Source organism: Pedobacter yulinensis (assembly GCF_003029735.1).
In the GTDB taxonomy this organism is placed as follows: Bacteria; Bacteroidota; Bacteroidia; order Sphingobacteriales; family Sphingobacteriaceae; genus Pedobacter; species Pedobacter yulinensis.
Map to the genome: position 1 here is coordinate 1,281,122 of NZ_KZ686269.1, position 23,973 is coordinate 1,305,094.

Sequence of the window (23,973 nt, forward strand, 5' to 3'; positions counted from 1 at the left end):
AACATTTCATTCCGGTGACTGTGCTTTCCAACACATTGTATATGTGTGCTAAAGGCATTTTCATTTCTATCAAAACAGTCTTTGAGCCCTCGTGTTATAACAAGGAACGATGCAGGAATAAAGCGGCAGGAGCGGTTTATGGAATAATTTTTGATGTAAGCTAAAATTACAAATATAAGATGCAAACCCCTACGTTTTCAACAAATTATCTTTCAGAATACCACGAGAAACCGTAACTTTGCACGTTCATAATTTTAAGGAGCACGCACGTAATAAATGAGACAACTCAAGATAACGCAATCTATCACCAACCGTGAAAGTCAGTCTTTGGATAAATACCTTCACGAAATCGGCAAGGTAGATTTGATTACAGCCGAAGAAGAAGTTATTCTGGCAAGAAAGATCAGGGAGGGTGACCAGGCTGCTTTAGAACGTTTAACAAAGACCAACCTCCGGTTCGTCGTATCGGTGGCAAAACAATATCAGAATCAAGGGCTTACACTTGGAGACCTGATCAACGAAGGAAATCTCGGTCTGATCAAGGCTGCCAAACGTTTTGACGAAACAAAAGGTTTCAAGTTCATTTCTTATGCTGTTTGGTGGATTCGCCAGTCTATTCTTCAGGCTATTGCAGAACAAAGCCGTATTGTAAGGCTTCCATTGAACCAGGTCGGATCTTTAAGCAAGATCAGCAAAGCCTTTTCAAAGCTCGAACAGGAGTATGAGCGGGAGCCTTCACCTGAAGAACTGGCAGATATCCTGGAAACTACTGTCGACAAAATTTCCGATACGCTCAGCAACTCCGGCCGCCATGTGTCTATGGATGCCCCTTTTGTACAGGGCGAGGAAAACACACTGCTCGACGTTCTTGAAAACCACGAGCCGAACACCGATAGTTCGCTGATCAATGAGTCGCTCTCTGAAGAGATCAAACGTTCTCTTTCTACGCTTACAGAGCGCGAACGCGAAATTATCGTTTTGTTCTTTGGCCTGGGTTCGAACCACCCACTGTCCCTGGAGGAGATTGGCGAGAAATTTAACCTGACACGCGAGCGTGTGCGTCAGATCAAAGACAAAGCACTTCAGCGGCTGCGTCATACCTCACGAAGCAAGATCCTAAAATCATACCTTGGTTAAATTTTTAGCCACTCGGGAAAAATCATACAGAAAGATCGGCCACTAAGCCGATCTTTTTTATTTTTGGGCACTTATTATTTCAACCAAATAAAAAAACTGTATGAGCAACAATTACCAGGCTGAATTTCAGCATTGGATTGATAGGGAGCGGTGCGCCGTTTCCCTGATCAACCTGGTTGGCACGCTGTGGTTTGAACGTTCTGTCGAACTCGTGCTTTTCCGCAAACCGCTATTTGATATCGGCAGCAGCGAAATCCTTGCACACCACCAGTATGCAAGCGAAGTGAGCGGCAGGTCAATCTCCGTGTATGATACCCTTGAAATTGCCGAAACACTGACCTCCTGCAACCTTGCGCCTTCCCGCATTGACCTGGGCCGCCTCTGCGCCGAATGGCAGGATGAACACAGCCGCTTTCCTGCTGTAAGGGACTTTCTCGGTGTCAGGTTAAAAGACCACATAGGCAGGGAAAAACGCAACCTTCAGCCGAAAGACGTGGTGCTATATGGTTTCGGGCGCATTGGCCGGCTGGCGGCCAGGGAGCTGATCAGGCAAACCGGTAAGGGCGAACAGTTGCGACTGCGCGCTATTGTGACCCGCTCCTGCAGTGAAAAGGAACTGATCAAACGTGCCGAACTCTTTCGTACCGATTCGGTCCATGGCCCCTTTCAGGGGACAGTTAAAATTGATGTACCCCGGCAGGCGCTCATCATTAACGGACAAGCCATCTTCTTCATTGCTGCTCCAGCCCCGGAAGATGTCGATTATACGCAGTACGGCATTAGCGATGCATTGCTGATCGACAATACAGGCGTTTTTCGCGACCGCACCGGACTGAGCCGTCACCTGGCGGCGAAGGGGATTGCTCAGGTGCTGCTGACCGCGCCGGCTAAAGGTGATGTACCGAATATTGTATGTGGAATCAATGATGCCGGCTATCCTGGTCCTGAATCGGTGTTTTCAGCTGCCTCCTGCACCACCAATGCCATTGTGCCCGTATTGCAGGTTATTCACAATCATGTCAGTATCAGAAAAGGCCATATCGAAACCGTACATGCCTACACGAATGACCAGAACCTGCTTGATAACTACCATCCAAAATACAGGCGTGGCCGGTCTGCAGCACTCAACCTGGTGATCACTGAAACCGGCGCAGATAAGGCAGTAGCACAGGTACTGCCAGAGCTTGCCGGGAAACTGACCGGTAACGCCGTTCGGGTGCCAACGCCCAACGGCTCGCTCGCTATCCTGAACCTGACGCTTGCAAAAGCCGTAAGCCTGGAAGAGGTAGGCACGCTGTTGCGCAGCGCTTCCCTGTTCGGCCCCCTGTCTGAGCAGATCGAGTATTCGGTATCCAATGAAGTGGTCAGCAGTGATAGTATCGGGAACAGCCATCCGGCGGTTGTTGATGGCCCGGCTACCATCATTTCGCAGGATGGCAAGTCGCTTATCCTGTATGTCTGGTACGACAATGAATACGGATATACCCGCCAGGTCATCAGACTGGCCAAAAAGCTGGCCGGCGTGGTTCGCCTTACGTATTATTAATGTAGCTATTTTACCAGGGTCCGGCCGCAGTGCCGGACTTTTCTTGTTATATTCGTTTGCAATGCAGCGGTATTTCCAGGTCAGTCTATTTTTGTATGCGCGGTTATGGCCGCTCAATGCCGTGTTCAGCCTGGCCGGTCTGTTTTTCATCGTTGCCTCCAAAAACCTGGCGGCTGCATACATTTTGCTTCCCTTTGTAAAGGCAGGCGGTTATGCCGGCAGTTTGGCATTGCATTACGTCAGGGCTTCCCGAACACACCTGTTTTACAGGAACATGGGTTTCAGCATGCGCAGCCTTTTCGCAGGCAGCCTGGGGATCGATCTCTGCATTTTTTTGGTACTCGCAATCCTGGCCATTTTATGCAGACGCTGACTGCCGACAGCATTACCAAAAGTTTCGGTTCCCGGCAAGTGCTGAATGGTGTTTACCTGAGCTGCCAGACCGGCAGGGTAACCGGATTGCTGGGGCGCAACGGCTCTGGAAAATCGACTTTGCTGAAGATCGTGTATGGTATAGAGCCGGCATCGTTTCAGCATGTGAGAATAAATGGCCGACACTATAACCGCCCGTACCGGAGCGGCCTTTTACACCTGTTAAGCCAAAACTATGAAATACCCGCACAGCTGCATACCGGCAGCTTTATCGGCATTAGCTGTTTCAAATACCGCGAAGTGCTGAGCGCCCTGCCGTTCGTTAAAGACAGGCTGAATATGGGAATACATACCTTATCGGGCGGCGAGCGGCGCTTTTTATTTGTGCTGGCTGCGATCTATTCAGATGCCCCTTTTGTACTGCTCGATGAGCCCTTCGCCAACCTGTCGCCCCTGCTCGCCGAAGAAGCTATGCAGCATATCAAGGCCATGAAAGCACACAAGGCCTTTGTCCTGACCGACCACCGGTATGCGCAGCTGATCAGCTGCAGCGATGACCTCATTCTGCTGCACAACAACAGCAACTACACGATCCGTGCACCCGAAGAACTGGTTCGCTACGGCTACCTGCCCCAGGGAGCATTCATTCCCGAAAGCGAGAGCTTCCCATCACCTCTCTGAAAGTCAGGACTAGATTGTAAAACAAGTAGTTACAACACGTTAAAGGCCGGCCGGCATACGCAAACCATTCTGAGCGTAAATTTCTCTCTTTTTTCGTATTATTGACCCTCGTTTTTCCAGGCAAAATGCAATTAACGCGGTTAGAGATTAAGGGGTTTAAGAGCTTCGGCGACAAGGTCAATATCAACTTCAACGAAGGGGTTACGGCTATTGTTGGCCCCAATGGCTGCGGAAAATCAAATGTGGTCGATGCCATACGCTGGGTGCTCGGCGAGCAGAGCACCAGGATGCTGCGTTCTGAAAAAATGGAGAACATCATTTTCAATGGCACACGCAACCGGAAGCCTGCACAGCTTGCCGAAGTTTCGCTTAGCTTTGACAACACCAGGAACGTGCTGCCCACCTCTTTTTCGCAGATCACGATTACCAGGAAACTGTACCGCAATGGCGACAGCGAGTACCGCATCAACGATGTACAGTGCCGGTTAAAAGATATTACTGACCTTTTTCTTGATACCGGTGTCGGCTCTGACAGTTACTCGATCATTGAACTGAAAATGGTCGATGAGATCATTGCCAACAAAGAACACTCGCGCCGCAACCTTTTCGAAGAGGCATCGGGTATTTCCAAATATAAACTCCGCAAAAAGCAAACCTTCAGCAAACTTAAGGATACCGAATCTGACCTGGAACGGGTGGAAGACCTGCTTGTTGAGATCGATAAAAATTTGAAAACACTCGAAAACCAGGCAAAAAAAGCAGAGCGGTATTATAAACTGAAAGACCAATACAAAGAACTGAGCGTGCAACTGGCCAGCCTGCGCATTGGTGGCTTCAGGCAGGAACTGGAAACACTTGAAAACAAGGAAGCACGTCAGGTGGCACTTCGCGCCGAGCAAAGCGGGGAGATCGATAAGCTCGAAGCGACCCTGCAGCTGCTTAAGTTGAACATCATACAAAAAGAAAAAAACCTCTCGGTTCAACAGAAGGCTACGAATGAGTTTGTTGCCAGGATCCGGGCCTACGAGAGCGAGAAGAAGATAAAGAACGAACAAATGAAATACCTTCGGGAAAAGGAGCAAAAACTTGCCGAAGAAATCGAACGCGATACCAACCAGGAAAATCACGTCAAGTATAACCTGAAGCGGCTGAATGAGGAGCTTTTGACCGAGACCGAAACGCTGAAGAAAATTGAAGCCGAGCTACAGGGATTGAAACAAGGACTGGAGGCCCTGCGTGAACGGCAGCAGCTTGAAAAAAACCGGGTCGATGACCAGTCAAAAAATGGGAACGAACTTCAGAACCAGATTTACCAGGCCCAAAAGGAGATCGACATTCTAAACATTCAGAAAGAAACCCTTACGCAGGAAGGCAACCGCAATGTCGACGATACGACCGCAAAAAGCGCCGAACTGAAGGCGTTCAACCATGCACTGGCCGAGCTGGAGCTGACCATGACCCAGAAACAGGCACTGCTCGACGGGATGGCGGCAGAAGAAGCGCGGATCAATGAGCTGGTAACAGGCGCCGAGGCCGCTATGTCGCTTCACAAAGAACAGCTTGCGGTGCAAAGCCGCGCCAAAGATGCCAGGCAAAATGAATACAACCTGACAAAATCACTCGTAGACAGTCTGGAAGGATTTCCGGAGTCGATCCGTTTCCTGAAAAAAAACACCAGCTGGGCAAAAAATGCGCCGCTGCTTTCAGATATTTTGTTTTGCAGCGAAGCTTACCGCATTGCGATTGAAAACTACCTGGAGCCCGTAATGAACCATTATGTAGTTGAGCGTTATGCCGACGCGCTTCAGGCAATTGACCTGCTCACTGCTTCGAGTCGCGGCAGGGCCAATTTCTTTATTCTCGAAGACATTCCTGAACGCCAGCCAAACCTGCAGGAAATTGACGGTTTCGTTCCCGCGCTTGCTGTTGTAGAATGCGATGCGCGTTACCGGAAACTGTGCGAATTGCTGTTGCAGCAGGTGTACTTATCTGTCGGCGACGATGAGGCCGTTTTCCAATCGTCCCGGCAGCCAACAGTTACCCTGCTGGCAAGAAACGGCAAATTTGCGAAAAGCAGGTTTACCTTATCGGGTGGGTCTGTGGGCCTGTTTGAAGGCAAACGCATAGGGAGGGCAAAAAACCTGGAAAACCTTGCCCGGCAGATCAAGGAGAGCGAAAAAGAAATTGCCACCCTCAATGCAGGGATCTCGGCTGCGCAAGAACTGATCCGCTCTTCGAAAGCGGCATCAAAAAGTACGGAGATCGAACGCCTTAAGCAGGAACTCAACCGTCTGGGTAACGAAAAGGTATCTGTCAGCACACGCCGCGACCAATATCATGAATTTATAACGAGCAGCGAAAACCGCAAATCCGATATTCTGAACAAGATCGCCGTGATAGAGGCACAATTGCACGAAAAACTCCCGCGCTTGGTCGGCTTGCAGCAGCAGCACCATCAGGCCTACCTTGCATTGCAGGAACTTCAGCTGGCTTACAATGAAACTGCCGATGAGGTCAATGAAGCCGCGAGCAGATATAATGCATTGAATATCCGGTTTCACCAGCAGCAAAATAAGTTATCGGGGCTGGAAAAAGACCTCGACTACCGGCATGTGCAGCAGGAGAGCCTGGCTAAAAAGTTAGGCCAGAACAGGGAGGAATTACGGGTCGTAAAGAATGAGATCGGTGCAACGGTACAGCATACCGACCTGAACGATGACCAGCTGCTCGAGATGTACAAGCAGCGTGAAGAGATGGAAGCGGCGGTAACGGAAGCCGAAGAAGCGTATTACACAGATAAAGGCACAATCAATGAGCACGAAAACAGTGCGGCCGCGCTGCGAAAAAACCGCGAAGAGACCGATTACCTGATCAATGCCTTGAAAGACCAGAAAAACAACCTGCGCATTGAACTGAATGCACTGAAGGAAAGGCTTGCTGTAGAATTTAACATCGACATCGCGGCACTGCTTGAACAGGAAGTTGAAAGCACCGACAACGAATTACAGTTGCGAGAAAAAGTAGACCGGATGAAACGCCAGCTGGACGACTTTGGGTCAATCAACAGCATGGCCATGGAGGCCTTCCAGGAAATGAGTGAACGTTTTGAGTTCATTCAGACCCAAAAGAAAGACCTTTTGTCAGCAAAGAACGATTTACTCCAAACGATCAAAGAAATTGACGATACCGCCAGGGAAAAATTTATGCAGGCCTTTACACAGGCACGGGAACATTTCATCAATGTTTTCCGCTCGCTTTTTAACGAAGAAGACAACTGCGACCTGATCCTTTCTGACGAGAAAAACCCGCTCGACGCTGATATTGATATCGTAGCCCGTCCGAAAGGTAAGCGCCCGCTGTCTATCAACCAGCTTTCGGGTGGGGAAAAAACCCTTACTGCCACTGCCCTGCTGTTCTCCCTCTACCTCCTCAAACCGGCGCCCTTCTGTATCTTTGATGAGGTTGACGCGCCGCTTGACGACACGAACATTGACAAATTCAACAAGATCATCCGCAAATTTTCTGATCGGTCCCAATTTATTATTGTGTCGCACAACAAGCGCACGATCGCATCGACCGATATCATCTATGGTGTAACAATGGTCGAGCAGGGCGTATCGAGGGTGGTCGCCGTCGACCTTCGGGAAGTTGCATGACAGCTTAGCTTGCCAAGTCCTGTTTTCCCGGTAATTGTTCGAATAAAATAACTTACTCATAATCAAGGGCTTTAATTATACGTTCTTTTCAGAGCACCTGCCCTTCCCCCTTGCAGCCCGTGTTTAACGATTTCGGGGCCAATCTTTTACATCGCTCTCAGAACTTTTTTGGTCAGAATGTGTTATTAAGGTGGCTAAAACGCCTAAAACGACCAATAATATCCATGAAAATAGCTTATATATCGACTTACCCTCCACGTGCGTGCGGGATTGCGACTTTCAATCAGAATCTGTTTGCAGCCATGAACGGCGGCCAGCAAAATCAGCAATCTTCCTATGTGATTGCGATGAATGATGGTGAGACTACAGATATGTATGAGTACCCTGAAGAAGTTAAATATGTTGTTCGCCAGGAAAACCAAAACGATTACATTAAGGCGGCAGACTATATCAATACCAGTCTTGCAGATGCGGTACTGCTTGAACACGAATTCGGGATTTTTGGAGGCGACAATGGTGTTTACGTATTGCCGCTTATAGCCAGGCTGAAAAAACCGCTGATCGTCGTGTTGCATACGGTGTTGCGGGAGCCAAGTTATACCCAAAAAACGATTATCCGGGAAATTGCCAAGTATGCGAGCCGCATTCTGGTTATGAGCCACCGCGCTATTGGTTTCCTTACAGATATTTACAGCATCCCGGCACACAAGATCCAGTTTGTGGAGCACGGCGTGCCTGATATCAATACGCCGGTCGTGAATCCGGTAGAGCAGTCACTTCCTTTCAAAGGACGTAAGGTGTTGCTGACATTTGGCCTGATTAGCCGGAATAAGGGGCTGGAAACTGTAATCCGGGCATTACCTGACATCGTTGCTAAACACCCTGAAGTGAACTACGTGATCCTGGGCAATACCCATCCGGGCGTTGTCAAAAGCAATGGTGAAGAATACCGGGACAGCCTGAAGCGCCTGGCCAGGCAGCTGAATGTTGAAAACCACCTGATGTTCATCAATAAATTCGTGGAGGAAGATGAATTACACAATTACCTTTCTGCAGCAACAATCTATATAACACCCTACCTCAATGAGGCCCAGATTACCAGCGGCACGTTATCGTATGCAGTTGGCGCGGGTGCGGCCGTTCTGTCCACACCATACTGGCATGCGCAGGAGCTGCTGGCCGACAACCGCGGCGAACTGTTCGCTTTTAAAGACAACACCGGGCTGGCCGATATGGTGACTGGTCTGCTTGATGCGCCAGAAAAGCTGCAGCGGCTGAAAGAGAACGCCTACACATACGGGCTTAAACTTCGCTGGCCGCAAATCGGTAAAATTTACATCAATGCTTTTCGTGAAGCCATTCGCGAAGCAGAGGCACACACCCGGGTCCGCAAGCCGGTGATTGATGCCGACATGATGCCTACCTTTAGCCTGAGCCACGTTCTGCGCCTTACAGATGATACCGGCATTGTGCAGCATGCCAAGTACGGAATTCCAAACCTGAAAGAGGGTTACTGCCTGGACGATAACGCACGTGCCCTGATCATGGCCCTGCTTTCTTACCAGCAGAACAAGAGTAAAGTGGCACTTGACCTGCTGCCCATTTACCTGAGTTATATTCAATACATGCAGCGGGAAGATGGTAACTTTCGCAATTTCCTGAGTTTTAACCGGAACTACCTTGACGAGGTAGGGTCTGAAGATTCATTTGGCCGCACCATCTGGGCCCTGGGTTTCCTGATCAGCAATGCGCCGAATAACTCTTACAAGGAATTTGCTGAAGACCTCTTCGTTAAATCGATCCCACATTTTTCGACACTACAATACTTACGCGGCATTGCCAATACAATGATTGGCATTGCATATTACCTCAAAGTCAATCCATACAACCTGGGCGTGGCAGCAGAACTCGACGCGCGTGCGGCACAACTTAAAAAAGCTTACCGGGAAGCCAGCGATGAGAACTGGCACTGGTTCGAGAGCGGCCTGACATATGACAATGCAATCCTGCCACTGGCTTTGCTGCATCACTACCAGGTATCTGACAACCGCGAATCTCTTGAAATCGCGCTCGAGGCTATGGATTTCCTGTATGAAAAGACGCTGAGTAAAGGATACCTCAACCCTATTGGCAATGATGGCTGGTTCTATAAAAACAGCGATATGGCGGTTTACGACCAACAGGCCATCGAGTCTATGGCCATGGTCCTGCTGTACTATCAGGCATATGAGGTGACGCATGATTATGATTACATCAAACAAATGAACCTCTGTTACCAGTGGTTCCTCGGTGAGAACAGCCTGCGCCTTCCCTTATATGATTATGAGACAAAAGGTTGCGGCGATGGCCTGCAGCCGCACGGCGTAAACCGGAACCAGGGTGCCGAAAGTACACTGGCCTACCTCATCTCGCACCTCATGATCCTGAAAGCGCTTGCGCTTGAGCATCAGTATACTGAAGAAAGACAGGAGAACTCGAGTTTCGTAGCCTAGATGTCTGCACGTTTAAAGATTGCGGTACTGTCGCCGGTAGCCTGGCGTACACCGCCCAGGCATTATGGCCCCTGGGAACAAATGGCTTCGAACCTCTGCGAAGGACTTGTGGCTGCCGGCCATGATGTGACACTGTTCGCCACCGGCGACTCAATGACAACTGGCCGGTTGGATGCTGTTGTCGCTGTTGGGTATGAAGATCAGCCTGGCCAGGATGCCAAGGTGCTCGAGTGCCTTCATATCAGCAATGTCATGGAAAGGGCCTCAGAATTTGACCTGGTTCACAACCATTTCGATTTTCTACCCCTCACCTACTCCAGGCTCATAACCACCCCTATGGTTACGACGATCCATGGCTTTTCATCTGATCAGATCTTACCTGTTTACCAGAAATATGATGGTCATGTAAACTACGTGTCGATCAGCATGGCTAACCGCCATGCCAGCCTGTCTTATGCAGCAAACATTTATAATGGCATCTCAGTGGGCGATTTCGAATTTACAGAGACACCTGAAGATTACCTGCTATTTTTTGGACGCATCCATCCGGATAAGGGGGCGGCAGAAGCCATTGATATTGCGCTGCAAAGCGGGCGTGAACTCATTATGGCAGGGATTGTGCAGGACAGGCGCTATTTCGAAGAAAAGGTTGAGCCCAGGCTTAGCGACCAGATCCGTTATGTGGGATCGGCGGGCCCTGAGAAACGAAATACTTTGCTTGGCAGCGCTGCATGCCTGCTGCACCCTATTTCATTCGACGAGCCTTTTGGACTGAGCGTAGCTGAGTCCATGTGCTGTGGCACGCCCGTTATTGCTTTTAACCGCGGGTCCATGCCTGAACTGATCGAAGACGGAAAGACCGGGTTCCTGGTCCATGATGTAGACGGGGCTGCCGAGGCGGTCAAGGCGCTTTCAAACCTTGACCGGATGGCTTGCAGGACCCGTGCAATTGCGTGTTTCTCGACCGAGAAAATGGTTGCAGATTACATGGAGCTCTATAACCGCATTTTATAAACTGCAATCTTGGCTTTTGAGTTTATCCAGCAGCTCGTTCAATTTAACAGTTGCAAATGAAGAACAATAGTCTGACAATCCGTAAGGAATGATCAGCTCATTGTTATGAATGATCGCTCCGCAAGAATACAGCACATTGGGCACATACCCTTCGCGCTCGTCATCATTTGGAATGAGGAGCGGTTCACGCAGGCGGCCTATTTCTTTTGAGGGATCTTCAAGATCCAAAAGGCTCACACCCAGCACATATCGCCGCATCGGCCCAACCCCATGTGTAATAACCAGCCAACCGTCCTCCGTTTCAATCGGTGAGCCACAATTACCGATCTGTATATACTCCCAGGTAAACTTCGGTTGCTGCAGAATAACAGGATTGTCCCAGATGGTAATCTTATCTGAATACATCAGGTAGTTGTTTACCCCGTCTATCCGCGACATCATGACATATTTGCCTTTAATCTTACGCGGAAACAGGGCGAGGTTCTTGTTGCGTGCGCCTGCCCCATGTAACGGGCTAACCTTGAAGTCATAAAAATCTGTGGTCTGCAGCAGCTTGGGCATGATCATAGCGCCATCATAGGCCGTATAGGTTGCATAATAAATGATTGAGCCGTCGTCTTTCGTAAAGCGGACAAACCGCGCATCTTCGATGCCTTTGCGCTCAAATTCAGATATCGGAAAAATGATCCGGTCAGAAATGTCTGTATCGCGCGAAAAACTGATCTCGTGATAGGTATCTGACAGCCAAAGCACTTTATCGTATTCCAGCTTTTTAAGGTCATCGTCTGCCATGTTCTGGGAATCGACCACCAGCCGCCTCAATACCGAATAGTCAAATTTTTCCTGCAGTTTTCCGTCTATTTCATCAAGTACCAACGCATTGATATTTGCATCGGCTGCTTTTTTCAGGAACAGCTTTTTGTTATATACCGCATTTTTGATCACCTCTGCTTCATCTATATAGTTTCCGGCTTCAATGACCTTAATGTTGTTGTGCTTGTCTATCAGCGCCCGCCTGAACACTACGGATGAAATGTGGCCTTCTCCTACTGCCCGGAAACTGATGATGACCCGTTTCTCGCCGGCCACCAGGTCAGTCTGGTCAGGGTCCTCAACGATTGAGGGGTTAAAAAACGCTGCTGATTCAATAGAATACTCGTGCGTAAAGTAAGATCCGATCAGGAGCTTCTGGTATTTGTCCAGCGTATCGTAATCGATCCCGCAGTCTTCAATACTTGCACGAATTTTTTTACAGTGCTTGTTCAGTATTTTTGTAATGTTACGGTGTCGTTTGGAGTATTCCTGAAGCAGCGGCGAGATAATTGAAAAAACTTCTCTTTCTGACAAGGCGATCACATGCCTGATCACATCTTTGGCCCGGTCATCTCCATTGTAAAAAAAACGTGCAATAACGCGTTTAGGGTCCGGGTAAACCTTAACAGGTTTGCGCTCTATAGATAGTCTCATAACCAATAAAACGTTTGTGTTACCCGCAATTGTTTTTATAAAGGCATTTTTTTTAAACAGCAGTGCCCTGCCGGTTCATCTGAATGCTGCCTTGTCAGAGAAAGCCTGCCACACGCTGCCATAATGGTCGTAAAAAAACTGACAGTTTTACAAAATTAGTCAGTCCGTATTGTTTGTGGCAGCGCAGGAAATGTCATAAAAAAGTCCCAGTGTCAGTACAGTATAATTTTGGTCAGTTTTTAAAATTTTAGAAAGCTTGTAGTCAAACGTTTAGGAAAAAGCTGTGTAGCATAGGCTAAAACAAAGTTTCTGTCTGGCACAGCGATTGACTATATGCCACAAATGGTCAAGAAATATAAACAACTCAAAGACCATTGAAAATTTAAAAACATATCAAAATGAAAAAATTATTATTATCGTTGGTAGCAGTAGCAGGTTTAACTTATGGCGCCAGCGCTCAGACTGAACAAGGCAAGGTGATCCTGGGTGGTAATGTAAGCTTCAACTCGACCAAAGCGGAAGGTGCACCTAAATCAGACGTTAGCTTCCAGGTTGTTCCAAGCATCGGTTACTTTGTAGACAACAACATTGCGATCGGTACCGGTGTTGGTTATTCGTACAGCAAACAAATCGGCGACACTGAAGATCAGGCATTTGTAGTTGCTCCTTTTGCACGTTACTATACTGACCTGTCAGGACAATTCAAATTCTTCGGACAGTTGTCAGTTCCGATGGCGTTCGGAAGTGCTAAAGATGTAGACGCAGCTGGCGAGGTTGGTCCTAAACTGGGAACAACAACCAATATCGGCGTTGCACTGTCTCCAGGTTTCGCTTTCTTCCCAACCAAAAGCGTAGGTATTGAATTTTCAGTTCAAGGCCTTAGCTGGGAAAATGAGCAGTTAAAAGCTGAGGGTTCAGGTGCAAAATCGACCACCAACTCTTTCAGCGTTAATGGAAACTTCTTCGCACCTAAACTGGGCGTTCAGTTCCACTTCTAGTAATACAGCACTGAAATAAAAAAGCCCCGGGGATGACCCGGGGCTTTTTGCGTCATGTTCTGAGCTGAAAGTTATCTGAACTTAAACCGACTCTCAGAACGATTTATGAAGTTATCTCTTCTTTTCTATATCGCGGTCCATCTCGACCATATCGGTCTGGGCGCTGCCGCTAAAGTCGCCGATCAGGTATTTATTGAAGTGGTCTGAAAGTTTCCAGAACGTGTACTCAGTCAGTTCGCCGAATCCGTGACGCTGCCCCGGTACAATCACAAACTCGAAACGTTTACCCGCCTTCATCAGGGCATTTGCAACCCTGATTGTATTTGCCGGATGCACGTTGTTGTCAATGTCGCCGGTCATCAGCATGAGATGCCCTTTCAGGTTTTTAGCAAGGTCAGGGTTTTTATCAATCGCATATTTAAAAGTTGTATCGCCTTTCGCAGAAACGATCTCCTTCACGCCATGATGTTTTTCGCTCCACCAACGGTTGTAGATGCTATTGTCATGGTTGCCTGCGTTAGATACGGCGACCTTAAAGAACTCAGGGTACACGAGCATGGCTGCGGTAGACATGAACCCGCCGCCTGAATGCCCGGTAATGCCCACCTTCTGGTCATCAATGAAAGGATAGCGTGCCGCCAGCTGCTCGACTGCTGCTTTTTTATCAGCCAGGCCATAATCGCGCAGGTTGCCGTAACCGAAAGTATGGTACCACTTGGACCGCGCCGGGTTTCCGCCGCGGTTGCCTACTGTTATGACCACGTAACCAAACTGCGCAAGGCGGTCGGTGCGGTCCATTGCTCGACTGAAAGCCTTGTCTACCGCCTCTGTCTGCGGACCAGGATAAACGTATTCGATGATCGGGTATTTTTTGTTGGGATCAAAATCGAAGGGTTTATACATGACCCCGTAAATATCGGTAATCCCGTCGTCTGCTTTCACTTTAAACGGCTCGGGGAACTTGTATCCTGAAGCCATCAGCAATGACAGATCTGCTGTTTCCAGTTCCATGACTTTTTTCCCGGTGTTGTCATACAGTGTCGACTTGGGCACCGTATTTACGCGTGAATAGTTGTCTACAAAAAAATTACTGTCGTCGCTCATGCTGCTGCGGTGCTCAAAATCGCCGGCATTCAGCAATTTAAGCCCGGAACCGTCAAAGTTGACCTTGTACAGGTGTACAAAATACGGATCCTCCTTGTCTTCCCGTCCGTTAGCAGTGAAATACAGCACCCGGTTTCTTTCATCTATGTTGACAATGTTCTCGCAGTGAAAAGCGCCTTTGGTGATCTGGTTTTTAAGTTTGCCTTCGCCATCAAACAGGTAGAAATGTGCCCAGCCATCACGCTCAGACCAATGAATGATCTCTTTGCCGTTGCCGACCAGCCCGGGGCGGTTAATTTCGACATAGGTATTGAAACGTTCCTCGATCAGTGGCTTGATCGCACCCGTGCGAATGTCTGCTACGCACACATCGATGCGTTTGAGGTCGCGGCTGGTGCGCGAAAGATAAAAGCGGTTGTTATCGCCCAGCCAGATTGATGGCCTGAATTCGTTGTCCCGGTCCTTGTTTAAAAACGGCTGGCTCCAGACACCGATGCTCTGGTCTTTGAAAGCGGTCGTGTTCAGCTTTTTATAACTTTTGGCCGCAAAATCAAAGAGCAGGATCTCGTCAATTGGTGCTTCCTTTTCTCCGGGCATCTGGTATTTATAACTTTCCAGTGTAGGCCTCCCGTTTGTGATGCTGTTAATGACCCAAAGGTCCTTGACTTTGCGGGAGTCGCTGCGGCTTAAAATGAAGTATTTGGCATCGGGCGACCAAAGCACGTAAGCAGGTCGCCGTTTTTTGTTGTTTTTCTCGTTCTCTTCGTTGTTTTCTCCGTCACCGTTTGAACCGTAAGCATAAAATTTCTCGCCGTCTTTCGTTAGCTGGTGTTCAACGATCGTGCTGTCTTCTTCGTTCTGTATGGCTTTCCTGTAATTGACTTTATCCATCCAATACAGGTTGTAATTTTTTGAATAAATAATGGCAGAAGAGTCGGGAGCTACCGAACCCCAGCGTGGCCTTGGTTTCGGTTTGCTGTAATTTGGGATCTCTGTAAGCTTAGCGGATTCAAGATCATATTTGAATGAATAGATTTTACGCTGCATGGAGTCTGCGGCTTTTTTGTCTTTCCGGTCTTTCTTCACCTCCTCGGTGGTACCGGTCAGTTCAAATGTGACGCTGCGCTCGTCTGGTGAGAACTTCAGGTTCTCCAGAGGCAGGTGCTGCGCATCAAAAGGGTCACGCATGATCAGCGTCACCTCGGCAGCGATCTTTGCCGGGTCGAACATCTTTTTCTTTTCCCGCTTGGCCGGATCTACAAGGTACCAGTATTTACCCGACGGCGTTTCGTACTCATACCAAAAACGGTTGCTCTGTTTCAACCAATGCGCATCTACTTGGGTTGAGTAGATCATCTTCTTTAACTTTTGCGGCGAAAATCTGGCCGCCGCCTGGTAATTAGCCTTTGTAACAGGCTGGCGTTCGGCCACTGCTGCCGGGCCGCGGTCTTGTGCCTGCAATGCTACGCCCCACATGCTGAGCAAAGCAGCAAAGCATACTTGTTTCTTCATTTGTTTGGAATAAGCCGTAAAAATAATGTTCAGCTGCAGGATTGGGAAAAATGTAACATAATAATCGCGTTGGTTGCTGAATCTGGCTACTATCGCCACAAACTGTAGAAAAAGTCCACAACGCAAAATCCTGACACACACAGATAACAACCTGTAAAATAACGACTTAGATAAAATAATGGCTGTTGGCATCATTATGTAACCTTATCTGGCATGGCACAGCGATGTGCAACTAAAAATTTTAAATACAAAATCTATGAAAAAGTTCATTTTATCAGCCGCGTTTTTGGCTTTCGCAGGAGTAGCAACAGTAAGTGCAAAAGATGTTAACGTTTCAACCGCAATCGTTGCACAGCAGGACAGTTCTAAAAAAGAACCTGTAAAACTGGAAGAACTTCCTGATTCGGTGAAAGCTACGTTACAGAAAGATCCGTACAAAGCATGGACTCCATCAGCAGCCTTCCTGGTAACTGAAGCGAACAACGTTTCTTACTACTGGATCGATGTTAAAAAAGAGCAGGAAACTGCCTCACTTAAAATCGACAAAGACGGAAAAGTGATCCAATAAGCACCCTATACACCTATGATTAACAAATACAAAGGCCGGATTTACTCCGGCTTTTGTATTTTTGCGGTATTCTATAGCGAAACTACCCATGGCCAGAATACTGATAATCGAAGATGATACGACTTTCTCTCAGATACTAGAAGCATTCCTGGGCAAACATGGCCATGAGGTTCAGGTACTTTACGACACCAGGTCATTTACCAGGCAGGCTGTGCCTGAACAGTTCGACCTGATCCTGACCGACTACCGCCTGCCCGACGGTACCGGGCTGGATGTGATGAGTCACATACGGGACTACCAACTCAACATTCCCGCCATTATGATGACCGGCTTCAATGATGTTCGGATTGCGGTGAAATCCATTCAGATGGGAGCGCTTGACTATATTACCAAGCCGGTAAATCCTGACGAGCTGCTGATGGTGTTGCAGCAGGCACTGAATAAAAAAATGGCGCCTGGCCCGTTGCCAGCTGGGACGGCGCTGCCGGAAGATGACCTGATCAGAGGGAAAAGTGCTGTTGCCGCCAGGCTTTACGAGCACATCAATCTCGTAGCGCCAACCGACATGTCTGTGATCATTCAGGGCGAAAGCGGCACCGGGAAAGAACATGCTGCCCGAACCCTTCATCAGCAAAGCAAAAGAAAAAACAAGCCGTTTATTGCCATTGACTGCGGGGCGCTATCAAAAGACCTGGCGGCAAGTGAGCTGTTCGGACACGTCAAGGGAGCCTTTACCGGCGCTTTAAACGACAAAAAGGGCCGCTTTGAAGCGGCAGAAGGCGGAACGCTCTTCCTGGACGAAATTGGCAACCTGAGTTACGAGGTACAGGTCAAATTGCTCAGGGCGCTGCAGGAACGCATTATCCAGCCGCTGGGCAGTACAAAAAATATTCCCGTAGACGTGCGGATCGTATCTGCCACGAATGATGACCTCGTCAACAGCATTGCGAATGGAGAGTTTCGTGAGGACTTGTACCACCGGTTAAATGAGTTTAAGATCCAGTTGCCACCCTTGCGAGAACGGGGCGGCGATCTGAAACTGTTTATTCAGCACTTTATCAACCTGGCTAACCGGGAACTGGAACGGCGGGTGGAGCAGGTTGCTCCTGATGCCATGGAAATCCTGTTGCAATATGACTGGCCAGGAAACCTGCGGGAACTGAAAAACGTGATCAAACGAATGGTTCTGCTTACCCCGGGCCATGTGGCCGAAAAATCGTCCCTGCCCGAAGAAATGATCTATGCCATTCGGCAGCCACAGCGCAGCAACCATTCAGATCTGAAAGCCCAGAACGAACAAAACGAAAAAGTGCTGATCCAGGAAACGCTGATCAAAGTAAAGCACAATAAATCGCAGGCAGCCAAACTGCTGAATATTGACAGGAAAACGCTTTACAATAAAATGGAGCGATACGGGATCGAGTAGGCCCTAAGAAAATGGTTTAAGCTGCGGGGCCTAAACCATTTATGCTGCTGGCGAAATCTATAACGGTTTTACACCAGTAACTGCAAACGTATAAGAACCAAGGTCAAAAACCTGCGATTTTTCCTCCTTGGTATAGCTTACATCTTTTTTGCGACCTTGTTTGTACATGGAAGCCGAAATGGTGTAACGCTGTCCTTCCTTAAGCTGGGCAACCTGGCTTGGTGGCACGATTCCCCGAATGGTCAGGCGCATGTCGTTCAGTAAAGATTCCTTTACCCTCGTAGGATCATTGAAGGTTTCGAAATAAGCAATTTTAACATCCTGGTTCTGTACCTTTTCATTTTCCAGTTTTTTAAGTTCGAGCGGCAGGTTTTCAAAAAACCGGTCGTCATTGCTCCAGATAATTACGCTGTCCCGGAAATCGCTGGTTACTTCGGCATCTTTGTCTTCTGTCGATTTCCAGTCCGGATGTTTGGCAAGATAATTTCCAACTTTGTTTTCGAGGAATACGTCTGTTTTATGCGTAAATCCCTCCTCTTTCTTAGGTCCGCATGCAGCCATCAATGCAGCGGCAGCGATGATAAGTATTGATTTTTTCATGCTATGAAATTAGAAAATTATTGCTTGCTGAAGTTCCCGCGGCCAAAAACACTAAGTTTGTTACAAATATGAACCATACGATCAGCACAATAAGTATAATAGGATGCGGCTGGCTGGGCCTGCCGCTGGCAAAGTTGCTCATGGATTCGGGTTACCGGGTACGGGGCTCTACCACGACCGCCGAAAAAGTGCCGCTTTTGCGTGATGCAGGCATCGACGCCTACCTGGTTGAGGCCGGAACTGACCAGTTGTTGCTGCATAACGGCCTGCTGAATGCTGATCTGCTTCTGATCAACATTCCGCCCGGGAACAAGTCGGGACTGGGAAGTTTGTACGCGGCCAGGGTACAAAGCCTGCTCGATCAGGCAGCGCAGGCAGGCATAGGCCAGGTTATCATGACCAGTTCAACCGGCGTGTATCCGGACGCCTGCCGGCATTTCGATGAGCAGGAGAGCAGTGAGCCGGATACGCCCGGAGGCATCAATATTCGTCAGGCAGAGCTGGCTGCGCAGAACTTTCCAGGTACGGCGACCATAGTGCGTTGCGGCGGACTGTTCGGACCCGGTCGCGACCCGGCCCGGTTTTTTGCCGGAAAAACCGGCCTGCCTGATGGCCAGGCACCGGTCAACATGCTTTCATTGCAGGATGCCGTGAATTTCATCTGCCAGCTAATCCGTAAGCAAACTTTTGGTGGGGTTTACAATGCCTGCAGCCCCTCCCACCCTGCCAAACAGGACTATTATCGTTACGCGGCATTGCGGGCGGGACTTGCCCTGCCTGAGTTCCGTGAAGAAGCAAAAAAATGGAAAGTGGTGCATGCAAACCGTGCCGCGAATGAACTCAACTTTCATTTTTCGCCGCTGGAAGGATTCGCACCTGACAGGCTTTCAGAAAAAAATACGTAAATTGCTCAAAAACCAGTCCATGAGCGCCACCGAAATTCTTTTAATCGCCGTCATCCTTGTCCTGATCTTCGGAGGCAGAAAACTGCCCGAATTAATGAACGGCATCGGTAAATCTGTACGCGAATTTAAAGCAGGTAAGGAAGGAAAAGACCAGTAAGCGTCAGACTTTTTCCTTTTGGAACAGCGCCGGAATCGTTCCAAGGAGAATTTTCAGGTCGAAAAGAATGGAATAATTCCTGGCATAGAAGTTATCCAGCTTTTTGCGTTCCGTTTCTGACATGTCTGCTTTTCCCCGTTTGCTGATTTGCCATAGACCGGTCAGCCCTGACGGCCCCAAAAACCGCATGGACCATTCGTTTGAAGTCAGCATTTCAGCTTCGTAAAGCGGCAATGGCCGGTTGCCGACCAGCGACATATCTCCTTTTAATACATTAAAGAGCTGAGGCAGCTCATCTATGCTGGTCTTGCGGATAAAATTCCCAAGCTTGGTTACCCGCGGGTCGTCTTTCAGTTTAAAGAAAGCACCACCTTCAGCCTTGTCAGCATATTGGTTAAGCGCTGCCAGTTCTTTCAGCTGCGCGTCAGCACCTACCTTCATAGATCGGAACTTATAAAAATCAAATATCCTATACCCCGTACCCACTCGTTTACTCTTATAGATCAGCGGTCCTTTCGAGTCGAGTTTGATCAGAATAGCAATGATGAGCATGAGTGGAGAAAGCATGAGCAGGATACCAACCGAGGCCACGATATCGAAAACCCGTTTGAGCGTGGGTATCCGGTATGGGACGACCTTCGCATTATTCAGGTTGGCCAGGTTAGGTCGAATCAGCCTGAAACGAACAAGAAAGTCAAGCCGCTCTTCGAGGTCTGCCGGGTTAAAAGGCGAAAAATACAGGTCATGCACTTTCGCTTCAATGGCTTTTTTTCGCAGGGCGGGGTCTTTTTTTTCTGAAAGCAGGATGATGATGATACCGGCGGTGAGCAGGTTATCTTTAATGTAATGAACCATGCTGAGTACCGGATTTTCGGCTTCCACCTCCATCATGATCACATCAGGAGCGGTAAATATGGTCAGCGTATCGAGATAAGAACGAAGGTTTTCAAGATCACCGACAAGGTGCATTTCAAAATCATCGATCTTGCTGCCCAGAAAGTGTTCAGCCCGGCTGCCTGAATAAACAACCCGGCTCCGATCGTGGCTCCTGCTCATGGGACTAGTGCTGGACATAATCTTCGCTCAAAATTTCAGAAATCTTATTTTTCAATACCTCGGGATTGAATGGTTTTGGCAGGAAGGCCTCAACCGTAAATGGCATCTCTTTTACAATCATCTGCAGGTCTTCTGCTGCAGAAAGAATGACCAGGGGAATGTCCCTGTAAAACCCGCTGATCTTGATGCTCTTCATGAAAGACTGGCCGTCAAAATGCGGCATGTTCATATCGGAAATGATCAAGTCTGGCATGTTCCCTTCTTCGAGCCAAAGGTGTGCATTGTAGCCGCTCGTTACCGTAAAAACCTGGTAAATCGGCGACAGGATGAAGTTCAGCAATTTCAGGATGCTGGGTTCATCATCTACAATGAGAATTCTTTTCTTATCTGACGGGGAAGGGTTTGCAAAAACGGGCATAGAATTTCAACAATTCAACAGCTATAGGTATTCAAATATACCAAAAATCTACGGTGCACAGCTTTTTTACATAAATTTAATTGAAATCAGCAACTTTTAGGGATTAAAGCCGAGCACGTAGATACTGCCCTCGGTACCGGCCAGCCAAACAGATTTGCCCGTGCCCGCACGCTGTACAGCATTAAAACTTCTGGACGAAATATTGAGCCAGCTGTTGCCTCCGTCCAGCGAAACATCTGTACCTGAAGTCCCGGTGGCAAATGCATATTTTTCAGAATAAAAGACGACTCCCGAACGGTAACCCTTTACGGGACGGGACGGCTTTCGCCAGGTTTTCCCGCCATCGGTCGTTAGCAACACGTTGTTCGTGTTTTCCTTGTCTTTTTTATAGTCGCCACCAACAGCCAGTCCGCGGTTGCGGTCCAGAAAATCGATGGAAAAAGGACCAGTACTGTCGGTTCCCTGCAGAATCGGCAGGGCGTAGCGCTCCCAGGTGGTCCCATAGTCGGGGGAAAAGTAAATATTTGAAGTCGCGCCGCCCGTGGCGATCCAGGTACGTCCGCCCGGCAGCGCTTTGATCGTTGTGCCGCTTGCTGCGAACGACGCCTCACCTCTGGCCAGATCGAACTTCATATTTTCTGAAACTTCCTGCCAGGTTTTGCCGCCATCTGTTGTTTTGAGTATAGGCATTTTGTTACCGATGGGATCGCCAAACACGATCCCGTTCATGCGCCCCCAAAACGCCATGCCGTCCAGAAAAATAGCCGAATCAGTATTTTCATATACCTTTTCCCAATTCTGCCCGCCATCAGTCGTCAGAAGGATATAAGCTGGAGAACCTGCATTTACGGCGATTGCATTTTGGTCGTCAAAGGCCTCGATGTCCCGGAAATCAAGTTTTTCAAAACCCCGGGGTTGTACCCATTGCCATTCCACACCTGCGGTTACAGTACGCCCGATCCAGCCGTTGCTGCCACTGACCCAAACAGTACTGTCATTTACCGCAGAAAGGCCACGAAGGCTGGTGCCTTTTCCTGAAGCCACCTGGGTAAGCGTGAATTCCTGCGCGCTGCTCAGCAGCGGTAAACAAAGCAAGCAAAGAACTAAAAACCTCACTATTTTACGCGGGTGAAAGTTTCGGACCTGCCTATGAGCGAAATCCCGATGTAACCCCTAACGCTCATTTTATCCTGGCCTTTCAGGCTGATGTTGCAACTATAGGTTTTGCCCGACTTGGGGTCATATATTTTCCCGTTTGTCCATTCCCCGTCTTCAAATTCAAAGTCGCGCAAAATTTCAAGATTAAGCAGCTGGCGGCTGCGCAGTTTAGCATCCGGATTTTTTGCATCTAACTTTGGTTTGCCATTCTCGTTCGGTTCTTTCATCCAGGCGAGTTTACCGAAGTATTTCGTTCCTCTCTTGTATATCTCGATCTGTCCTTCACCGGAAGGGTTAAGCCAACGCCCAATAATGGCATCTTTGTTTTGGGCAAATGCGCCTAGAGACACAGATGTGATGAGCAGCAGGCATGCAAAAAATTTGTTCATGTTCTTTTATGGTTAGGGATTCTAATTTATGAAACTGGGTACAGAATACGCAATGAATAAGAAAAAAAAGCTGATTTTGTTTGCCTGGAAGTATACCCCGACAGTGATTGGGTGTAGAGAACTACATGCGAGAGCAGGCGTTGCACTGGCCCGACTGCCGATGCACAAAATTAAAAATGAAAGCTGAATGTATCAAGCAGATTAAGGCTTACCTGCTTGATTTCGATGACTGTGCCCGGAGAGAGACTCGAACTCTCAAGGAACTTCTTCCAACGGCTTCTGAGACCGCAACGTTTACCAATTTCGCCATCCGGGCATTCAATATTTTCAAGAACTGTACCCGGGAGCAGATTCGAACTGCCACGCCCGTAGGGCGCCACCCCCTCAAGATGGTGCGTCTACCAATTTCGCCACCCGGGTTATTGTGGTGCAAATATAGGCTTAATACAAAGACGACAAAACTATTTGTTGGTTTTTTTTCAGGTTTTTTTGGTACAAAAGCTTAGTTCCTTTAAATCAAGTGGTTATTTTCATCTTCCTGGCTCAGATTCAGCACCAGTCCGTCATGCGCGAGAAATACACCATCCGGCAGTTCGCTTTCAACATCGGCGTGTTTACCGAGATTATGGCTCATGTGCGTAAGGTAGGTTCGTTTTGCCCCTGCCCTGGCGGCAAATGCGAGCGCCTCATCGAAAGTAAAATGTGAAATGTGCGGCTGCCGCTGCAGGGCGTTGATGACCAGGACATCGCAATTTTCCAGTTCGGCAAAAGATTCGTCGGGAACCATTTTTGCATCTGTAATGTAAACGAAGCCGCCGATCCTGTAACCGGTAATGGGCAGCAGGTGATGCATGATGCGAAACGGCCTGACCGCTGTGCTGCCAATGGCAAAAGGATGCCCGTTATGGATCTCATGCAGGTTAATCTGTGGCAGCCCCGGGTATTTCGTTTCGGCAAAAATGTAAGAGAACTCCCGTTTTAACGCCTGCTGAACCCGCTCTACCGCATAAATATCAATGTGCTTGTGCCGAAGGTAATTGAATGGCCTGATATCGTCCAGCCCGGCAATATGGTCCTTGTGCTCGTGCGTATAGATGATGGCATCGAGATCCTGCACGCCAGCGCGAAGCATTTGGTATCGAAAATCAGGTCCGCTGTCTATGCAGATCGACTCTGTACCGGTCTCAATAAAAACCGATACCCGCAGCCGCTTGTCTCTTGGATCTGTCGAATGGCAGACCTCGCATGGACAGGTAATAACAGGGATGCCCTGAGAAGTTCCCGTACCCAAAAAAGTTATTTTCATATATATCTGTC

At 48.4% G+C, this 23,973-nt stretch carries 20 protein-coding genes and 2 tRNA genes; 12 read left to right on the forward strand and 10 right to left on the reverse strand.

Features of this window, described 5'->3' with window-relative positions; translation table 11 throughout:
- Positions 1-276 precede the first annotated feature (276 nt).
- From C7T94_RS13045 to C7T94_RS13070, 7 genes are all read left to right on the forward strand, one after another.
- Positions 277-1,137 carry a sigma-70 family RNA polymerase sigma factor gene (locus tag C7T94_RS13045; RefSeq protein ID WP_010601359.1) on the forward strand — a complete coding sequence of 287 codons (861 nt, stop codon included), beginning with the start codon at positions 277-279 and terminating at the stop codon, positions 1,135-1,137.
- A 100-nt stretch (positions 1,138-1,237) separates the two neighbouring features.
- Positions 1,238-2,683, forward strand: coding sequence for a glyceraldehyde-3-phosphate dehydrogenase (locus tag C7T94_RS13050; RefSeq protein ID WP_107215739.1), 1,446 nt, complete (start codon positions 1,238-1,240; stop codon positions 2,681-2,683).
- Positions 2,684-2,744: 61 nt separating this feature from the next.
- Positions 2,745-3,056 carry a hypothetical protein gene (locus C7T94_RS19380; protein ID WP_162618676.1) on the forward strand — a complete coding sequence of 104 codons (312 nt, stop codon included), beginning with the start codon at positions 2,745-2,747 and terminating at the stop codon, positions 3,054-3,056.
- Positions 3,044-3,736: an ATP-binding cassette domain-containing protein gene (locus C7T94_RS13055; protein WP_162618677.1), complete on the forward strand. Its 693-nt coding sequence runs from the start codon at positions 3,044-3,046 to the stop codon at positions 3,734-3,736. Before C7T94_RS19380 ends, C7T94_RS13055 begins: the two co-directional genes overlap by 13 nt.
- 125 nt (positions 3,737-3,861) lie before the next feature.
- Entirely contained in the window at positions 3,862-7,392 is a 3,531-nt protein-coding gene (gene smc, locus C7T94_RS13060; RefSeq protein ID WP_107215741.1) for a chromosome segregation protein SMC, read from the forward strand.
- 224 nt (positions 7,393-7,616) lie between these two features.
- Positions 7,617-9,884, forward strand: a complete 2,268-nt coding sequence (locus C7T94_RS13065; protein WP_107215742.1) for a glycosyltransferase family 4 protein — start codon at positions 7,617-7,619, stop codon at positions 9,882-9,884.
- Complete coding sequence (locus C7T94_RS13070; protein WP_239495011.1) at positions 9,885-10,898, forward strand: glycosyltransferase family 4 protein; 1,014 nt, start codon at positions 9,885-9,887, stop codon at positions 10,896-10,898.
- Here the strand turns inward: C7T94_RS13070 and C7T94_RS13075 are convergent.
- Entirely contained in the window at positions 10,893-12,365 is a 1,473-nt protein-coding gene (locus C7T94_RS13075; RefSeq protein WP_107215743.1) for a glycoside hydrolase family 130 protein, read from the reverse strand. The two genes, C7T94_RS13070 and C7T94_RS13075, sit on opposite strands and share 6 nt — an antisense overlap.
- Positions 12,366-12,763: 398 nt before the next feature.
- On the opposite strand from C7T94_RS13075, the gene C7T94_RS13080 reads away from it, so the two are divergent.
- Positions 12,764-13,363, forward strand: coding sequence for an outer membrane beta-barrel protein (locus C7T94_RS13080; RefSeq protein ID WP_107215744.1), 600 nt, complete (start codon positions 12,764-12,766; stop codon positions 13,361-13,363).
- A 111-nt stretch (positions 13,364-13,474) separates the two neighbouring features.
- On the opposite strand, the gene C7T94_RS13085 is transcribed toward C7T94_RS13080, so the two are convergent.
- Complete coding sequence (locus C7T94_RS13085) at positions 13,475-15,979, reverse strand: S9 family peptidase (RefSeq protein ID WP_204353279.1); 2,505 nt, start codon at positions 15,977-15,979, stop codon at positions 13,475-13,477.
- Positions 15,980-16,235: 256 nt separating this feature from the next.
- Between C7T94_RS13085 and C7T94_RS13090 the strand changes: the two genes are divergently transcribed.
- Positions 16,236-16,547: a hypothetical protein gene (locus C7T94_RS13090; protein WP_107215745.1), complete on the forward strand. Its 312-nt coding sequence runs from the start codon at positions 16,236-16,238 to the stop codon at positions 16,545-16,547.
- A gap of 88 nt (positions 16,548-16,635) precedes the next feature.
- On the forward strand, positions 16,636-17,973 hold the full coding sequence (locus tag C7T94_RS13095) for a sigma-54-dependent transcriptional regulator (protein WP_107215746.1): 1,338 nt from the start codon (positions 16,636-16,638) through the stop codon (positions 17,971-17,973).
- 57 nt (positions 17,974-18,030) lie between these two features.
- Here C7T94_RS13095 and C7T94_RS13100 read toward each other — a convergent pair whose 3' ends face one another.
- The gene (locus C7T94_RS13100) at positions 18,031-18,573 is read right to left on the reverse strand and encodes a hypothetical protein (protein ID WP_107215747.1); all 543 of its coding nucleotides are present in this window, start codon (positions 18,571-18,573) and stop codon (positions 18,031-18,033) included.
- A 68-nt stretch (positions 18,574-18,641) separates the two neighbouring features.
- Between C7T94_RS13100 and C7T94_RS13105 the strand changes: the two genes are divergently transcribed.
- A complete protein-coding gene (locus tag C7T94_RS13105; RefSeq protein ID WP_162618678.1) occupies positions 18,642-19,478 on the forward strand; it encodes an SDR family oxidoreductase in 837 nt (278 codons plus the stop codon).
- Positions 19,479-19,497: 19 nt separating this feature from the next.
- Positions 19,498-19,635, forward strand: coding sequence for a twin-arginine translocase TatA/TatE family subunit (gene tatA / locus C7T94_RS13110; RefSeq protein ID WP_107216117.1), 138 nt, complete (start codon positions 19,498-19,500; stop codon positions 19,633-19,635).
- A gap of 3 nt (positions 19,636-19,638) precedes the next feature.
- Here tatA and C7T94_RS13115 read toward each other — a convergent pair whose 3' ends face one another.
- From C7T94_RS13115 to C7T94_RS13145, 7 genes are all read right to left on the reverse strand, one after another.
- The gene (locus C7T94_RS13115) at positions 19,639-20,691 is read right to left on the reverse strand and encodes a sugar transferase (RefSeq protein WP_107215749.1); all 1,053 of its coding nucleotides are present in this window, start codon (positions 20,689-20,691) and stop codon (positions 19,639-19,641) included.
- A gap of 4 nt (positions 20,692-20,695) precedes the next feature.
- Entirely contained in the window at positions 20,696-21,109 is a 414-nt protein-coding gene (locus C7T94_RS13120; RefSeq protein ID WP_107215750.1) for a response regulator, read from the reverse strand.
- A 96-nt stretch (positions 21,110-21,205) separates the two neighbouring features.
- Complete coding sequence (locus tag C7T94_RS13125) at positions 21,206-22,225, reverse strand: WD40/YVTN/BNR-like repeat-containing protein (RefSeq protein ID WP_107215751.1); 1,020 nt, start codon at positions 22,223-22,225, stop codon at positions 21,206-21,208.
- The gene (locus tag C7T94_RS13130) at positions 22,225-22,656 is read right to left on the reverse strand and encodes a DUF2147 domain-containing protein (protein WP_107215752.1); all 432 of its coding nucleotides are present in this window, start codon (positions 22,654-22,656) and stop codon (positions 22,225-22,227) included. Before C7T94_RS13130 ends, C7T94_RS13125 begins: the two co-directional genes overlap by 1 nt.
- A 232-nt stretch (positions 22,657-22,888) precedes the next feature.
- A tRNA-Leu gene (locus C7T94_RS13135) sits at positions 22,889-22,972 on the reverse strand.
- Between the two features lie 21 nt (positions 22,973-22,993).
- A tRNA-Leu gene (locus C7T94_RS13140) sits at positions 22,994-23,076 on the reverse strand.
- A 91-nt stretch (positions 23,077-23,167) separates the two neighbouring features.
- Entirely contained in the window at positions 23,168-23,962 is a 795-nt protein-coding gene (locus tag C7T94_RS13145) for an MBL fold metallo-hydrolase (RefSeq protein ID WP_107215753.1), read from the reverse strand.
- Between the last annotated feature and the right edge of the window lie 11 nt (positions 23,963-23,973).

What these genes read in the sequence shown, in the direction of transcription:
- C7T94_RS13045 (WP_010601359.1), top strand. Translation starts at nt 277, where the DNA reads ATGAGACAACTCAAGATAACGCAATCTATCACCAACCGTGAAAGTCAG.
- C7T94_RS13095 (WP_107215746.1), top strand. Translation starts at nt 16,636, where the DNA reads ATGGCCAGAATACTGATAATCGAAGATGATACGACTTTCTCTCAGATA.
- C7T94_RS13055 (WP_162618677.1), top strand. Translation starts at nt 3,044, where the DNA reads ATGCAGACGCTGACTGCCGACAGCATTACCAAAAGTTTCGGTTCCCGG.
- C7T94_RS13070 (WP_239495011.1), top strand. Translation starts at nt 9,885, where the DNA reads ATGTCTGCACGTTTAAAGATTGCGGTACTGTCGCCGGTAGCCTGGCGT.
- C7T94_RS13075 (WP_107215743.1), bottom strand. Translation starts at nt 12,365, where the DNA reads ATGAGACTATCTATAGAGCGCAAACCTGTTAAGGTTTACCCGGACCCT.
- C7T94_RS13145 (WP_107215753.1), bottom strand. Translation starts at nt 23,962, where the DNA reads ATGAAAATAACTTTTTTGGGTACGGGAACTTCTCAGGGCATCCCTGTT.
- smc (WP_107215741.1), top strand. Translation starts at nt 3,862, where the DNA reads ATGCAATTAACGCGGTTAGAGATTAAGGGGTTTAAGAGCTTCGGCGAC.
- C7T94_RS19380 (WP_162618676.1), top strand. Translation starts at nt 2,745, where the DNA reads ATGCAGCGGTATTTCCAGGTCAGTCTATTTTTGTATGCGCGGTTATGG.
- C7T94_RS13085 (WP_204353279.1), bottom strand. Translation starts at nt 15,979, where the DNA reads ATGAAGAAACAAGTATGCTTTGCTGCTTTGCTCAGCATGTGGGGCGTA.
- C7T94_RS13100 (WP_107215747.1), bottom strand. Translation starts at nt 18,573, where the DNA reads ATGAAAAAATCAATACTTATCATCGCTGCCGCTGCATTGATGGCTGCA.
- C7T94_RS13050 (WP_107215739.1), top strand. Translation starts at nt 1,238, where the DNA reads ATGAGCAACAATTACCAGGCTGAATTTCAGCATTGGATTGATAGGGAG.
- C7T94_RS13090 (WP_107215745.1), top strand. Translation starts at nt 16,236, where the DNA reads ATGAAAAAGTTCATTTTATCAGCCGCGTTTTTGGCTTTCGCAGGAGTA.
- C7T94_RS13080 (WP_107215744.1), top strand. Translation starts at nt 12,764, where the DNA reads ATGAAAAAATTATTATTATCGTTGGTAGCAGTAGCAGGTTTAACTTAT.
- C7T94_RS13105 (WP_162618678.1), top strand. Translation starts at nt 18,642, where the DNA reads ATGAACCATACGATCAGCACAATAAGTATAATAGGATGCGGCTGGCTG.
- C7T94_RS13120 (WP_107215750.1), bottom strand. Translation starts at nt 21,109, where the DNA reads ATGCCCGTTTTTGCAAACCCTTCCCCGTCAGATAAGAAAAGAATTCTC.
- tatA (WP_107216117.1), top strand. Translation starts at nt 19,498, where the DNA reads ATGAGCGCCACCGAAATTCTTTTAATCGCCGTCATCCTTGTCCTGATC.
- C7T94_RS13130 (WP_107215752.1), bottom strand. Translation starts at nt 22,656, where the DNA reads ATGAACAAATTTTTTGCATGCCTGCTGCTCATCACATCTGTGTCTCTA.
- C7T94_RS13065 (WP_107215742.1), top strand. Translation starts at nt 7,617, where the DNA reads ATGAAAATAGCTTATATATCGACTTACCCTCCACGTGCGTGCGGGATT.
- C7T94_RS13115 (WP_107215749.1), bottom strand. Translation starts at nt 20,691, where the DNA reads ATGAGCAGGAGCCACGATCGGAGCCGGGTTGTTTATTCAGGCAGCCGG.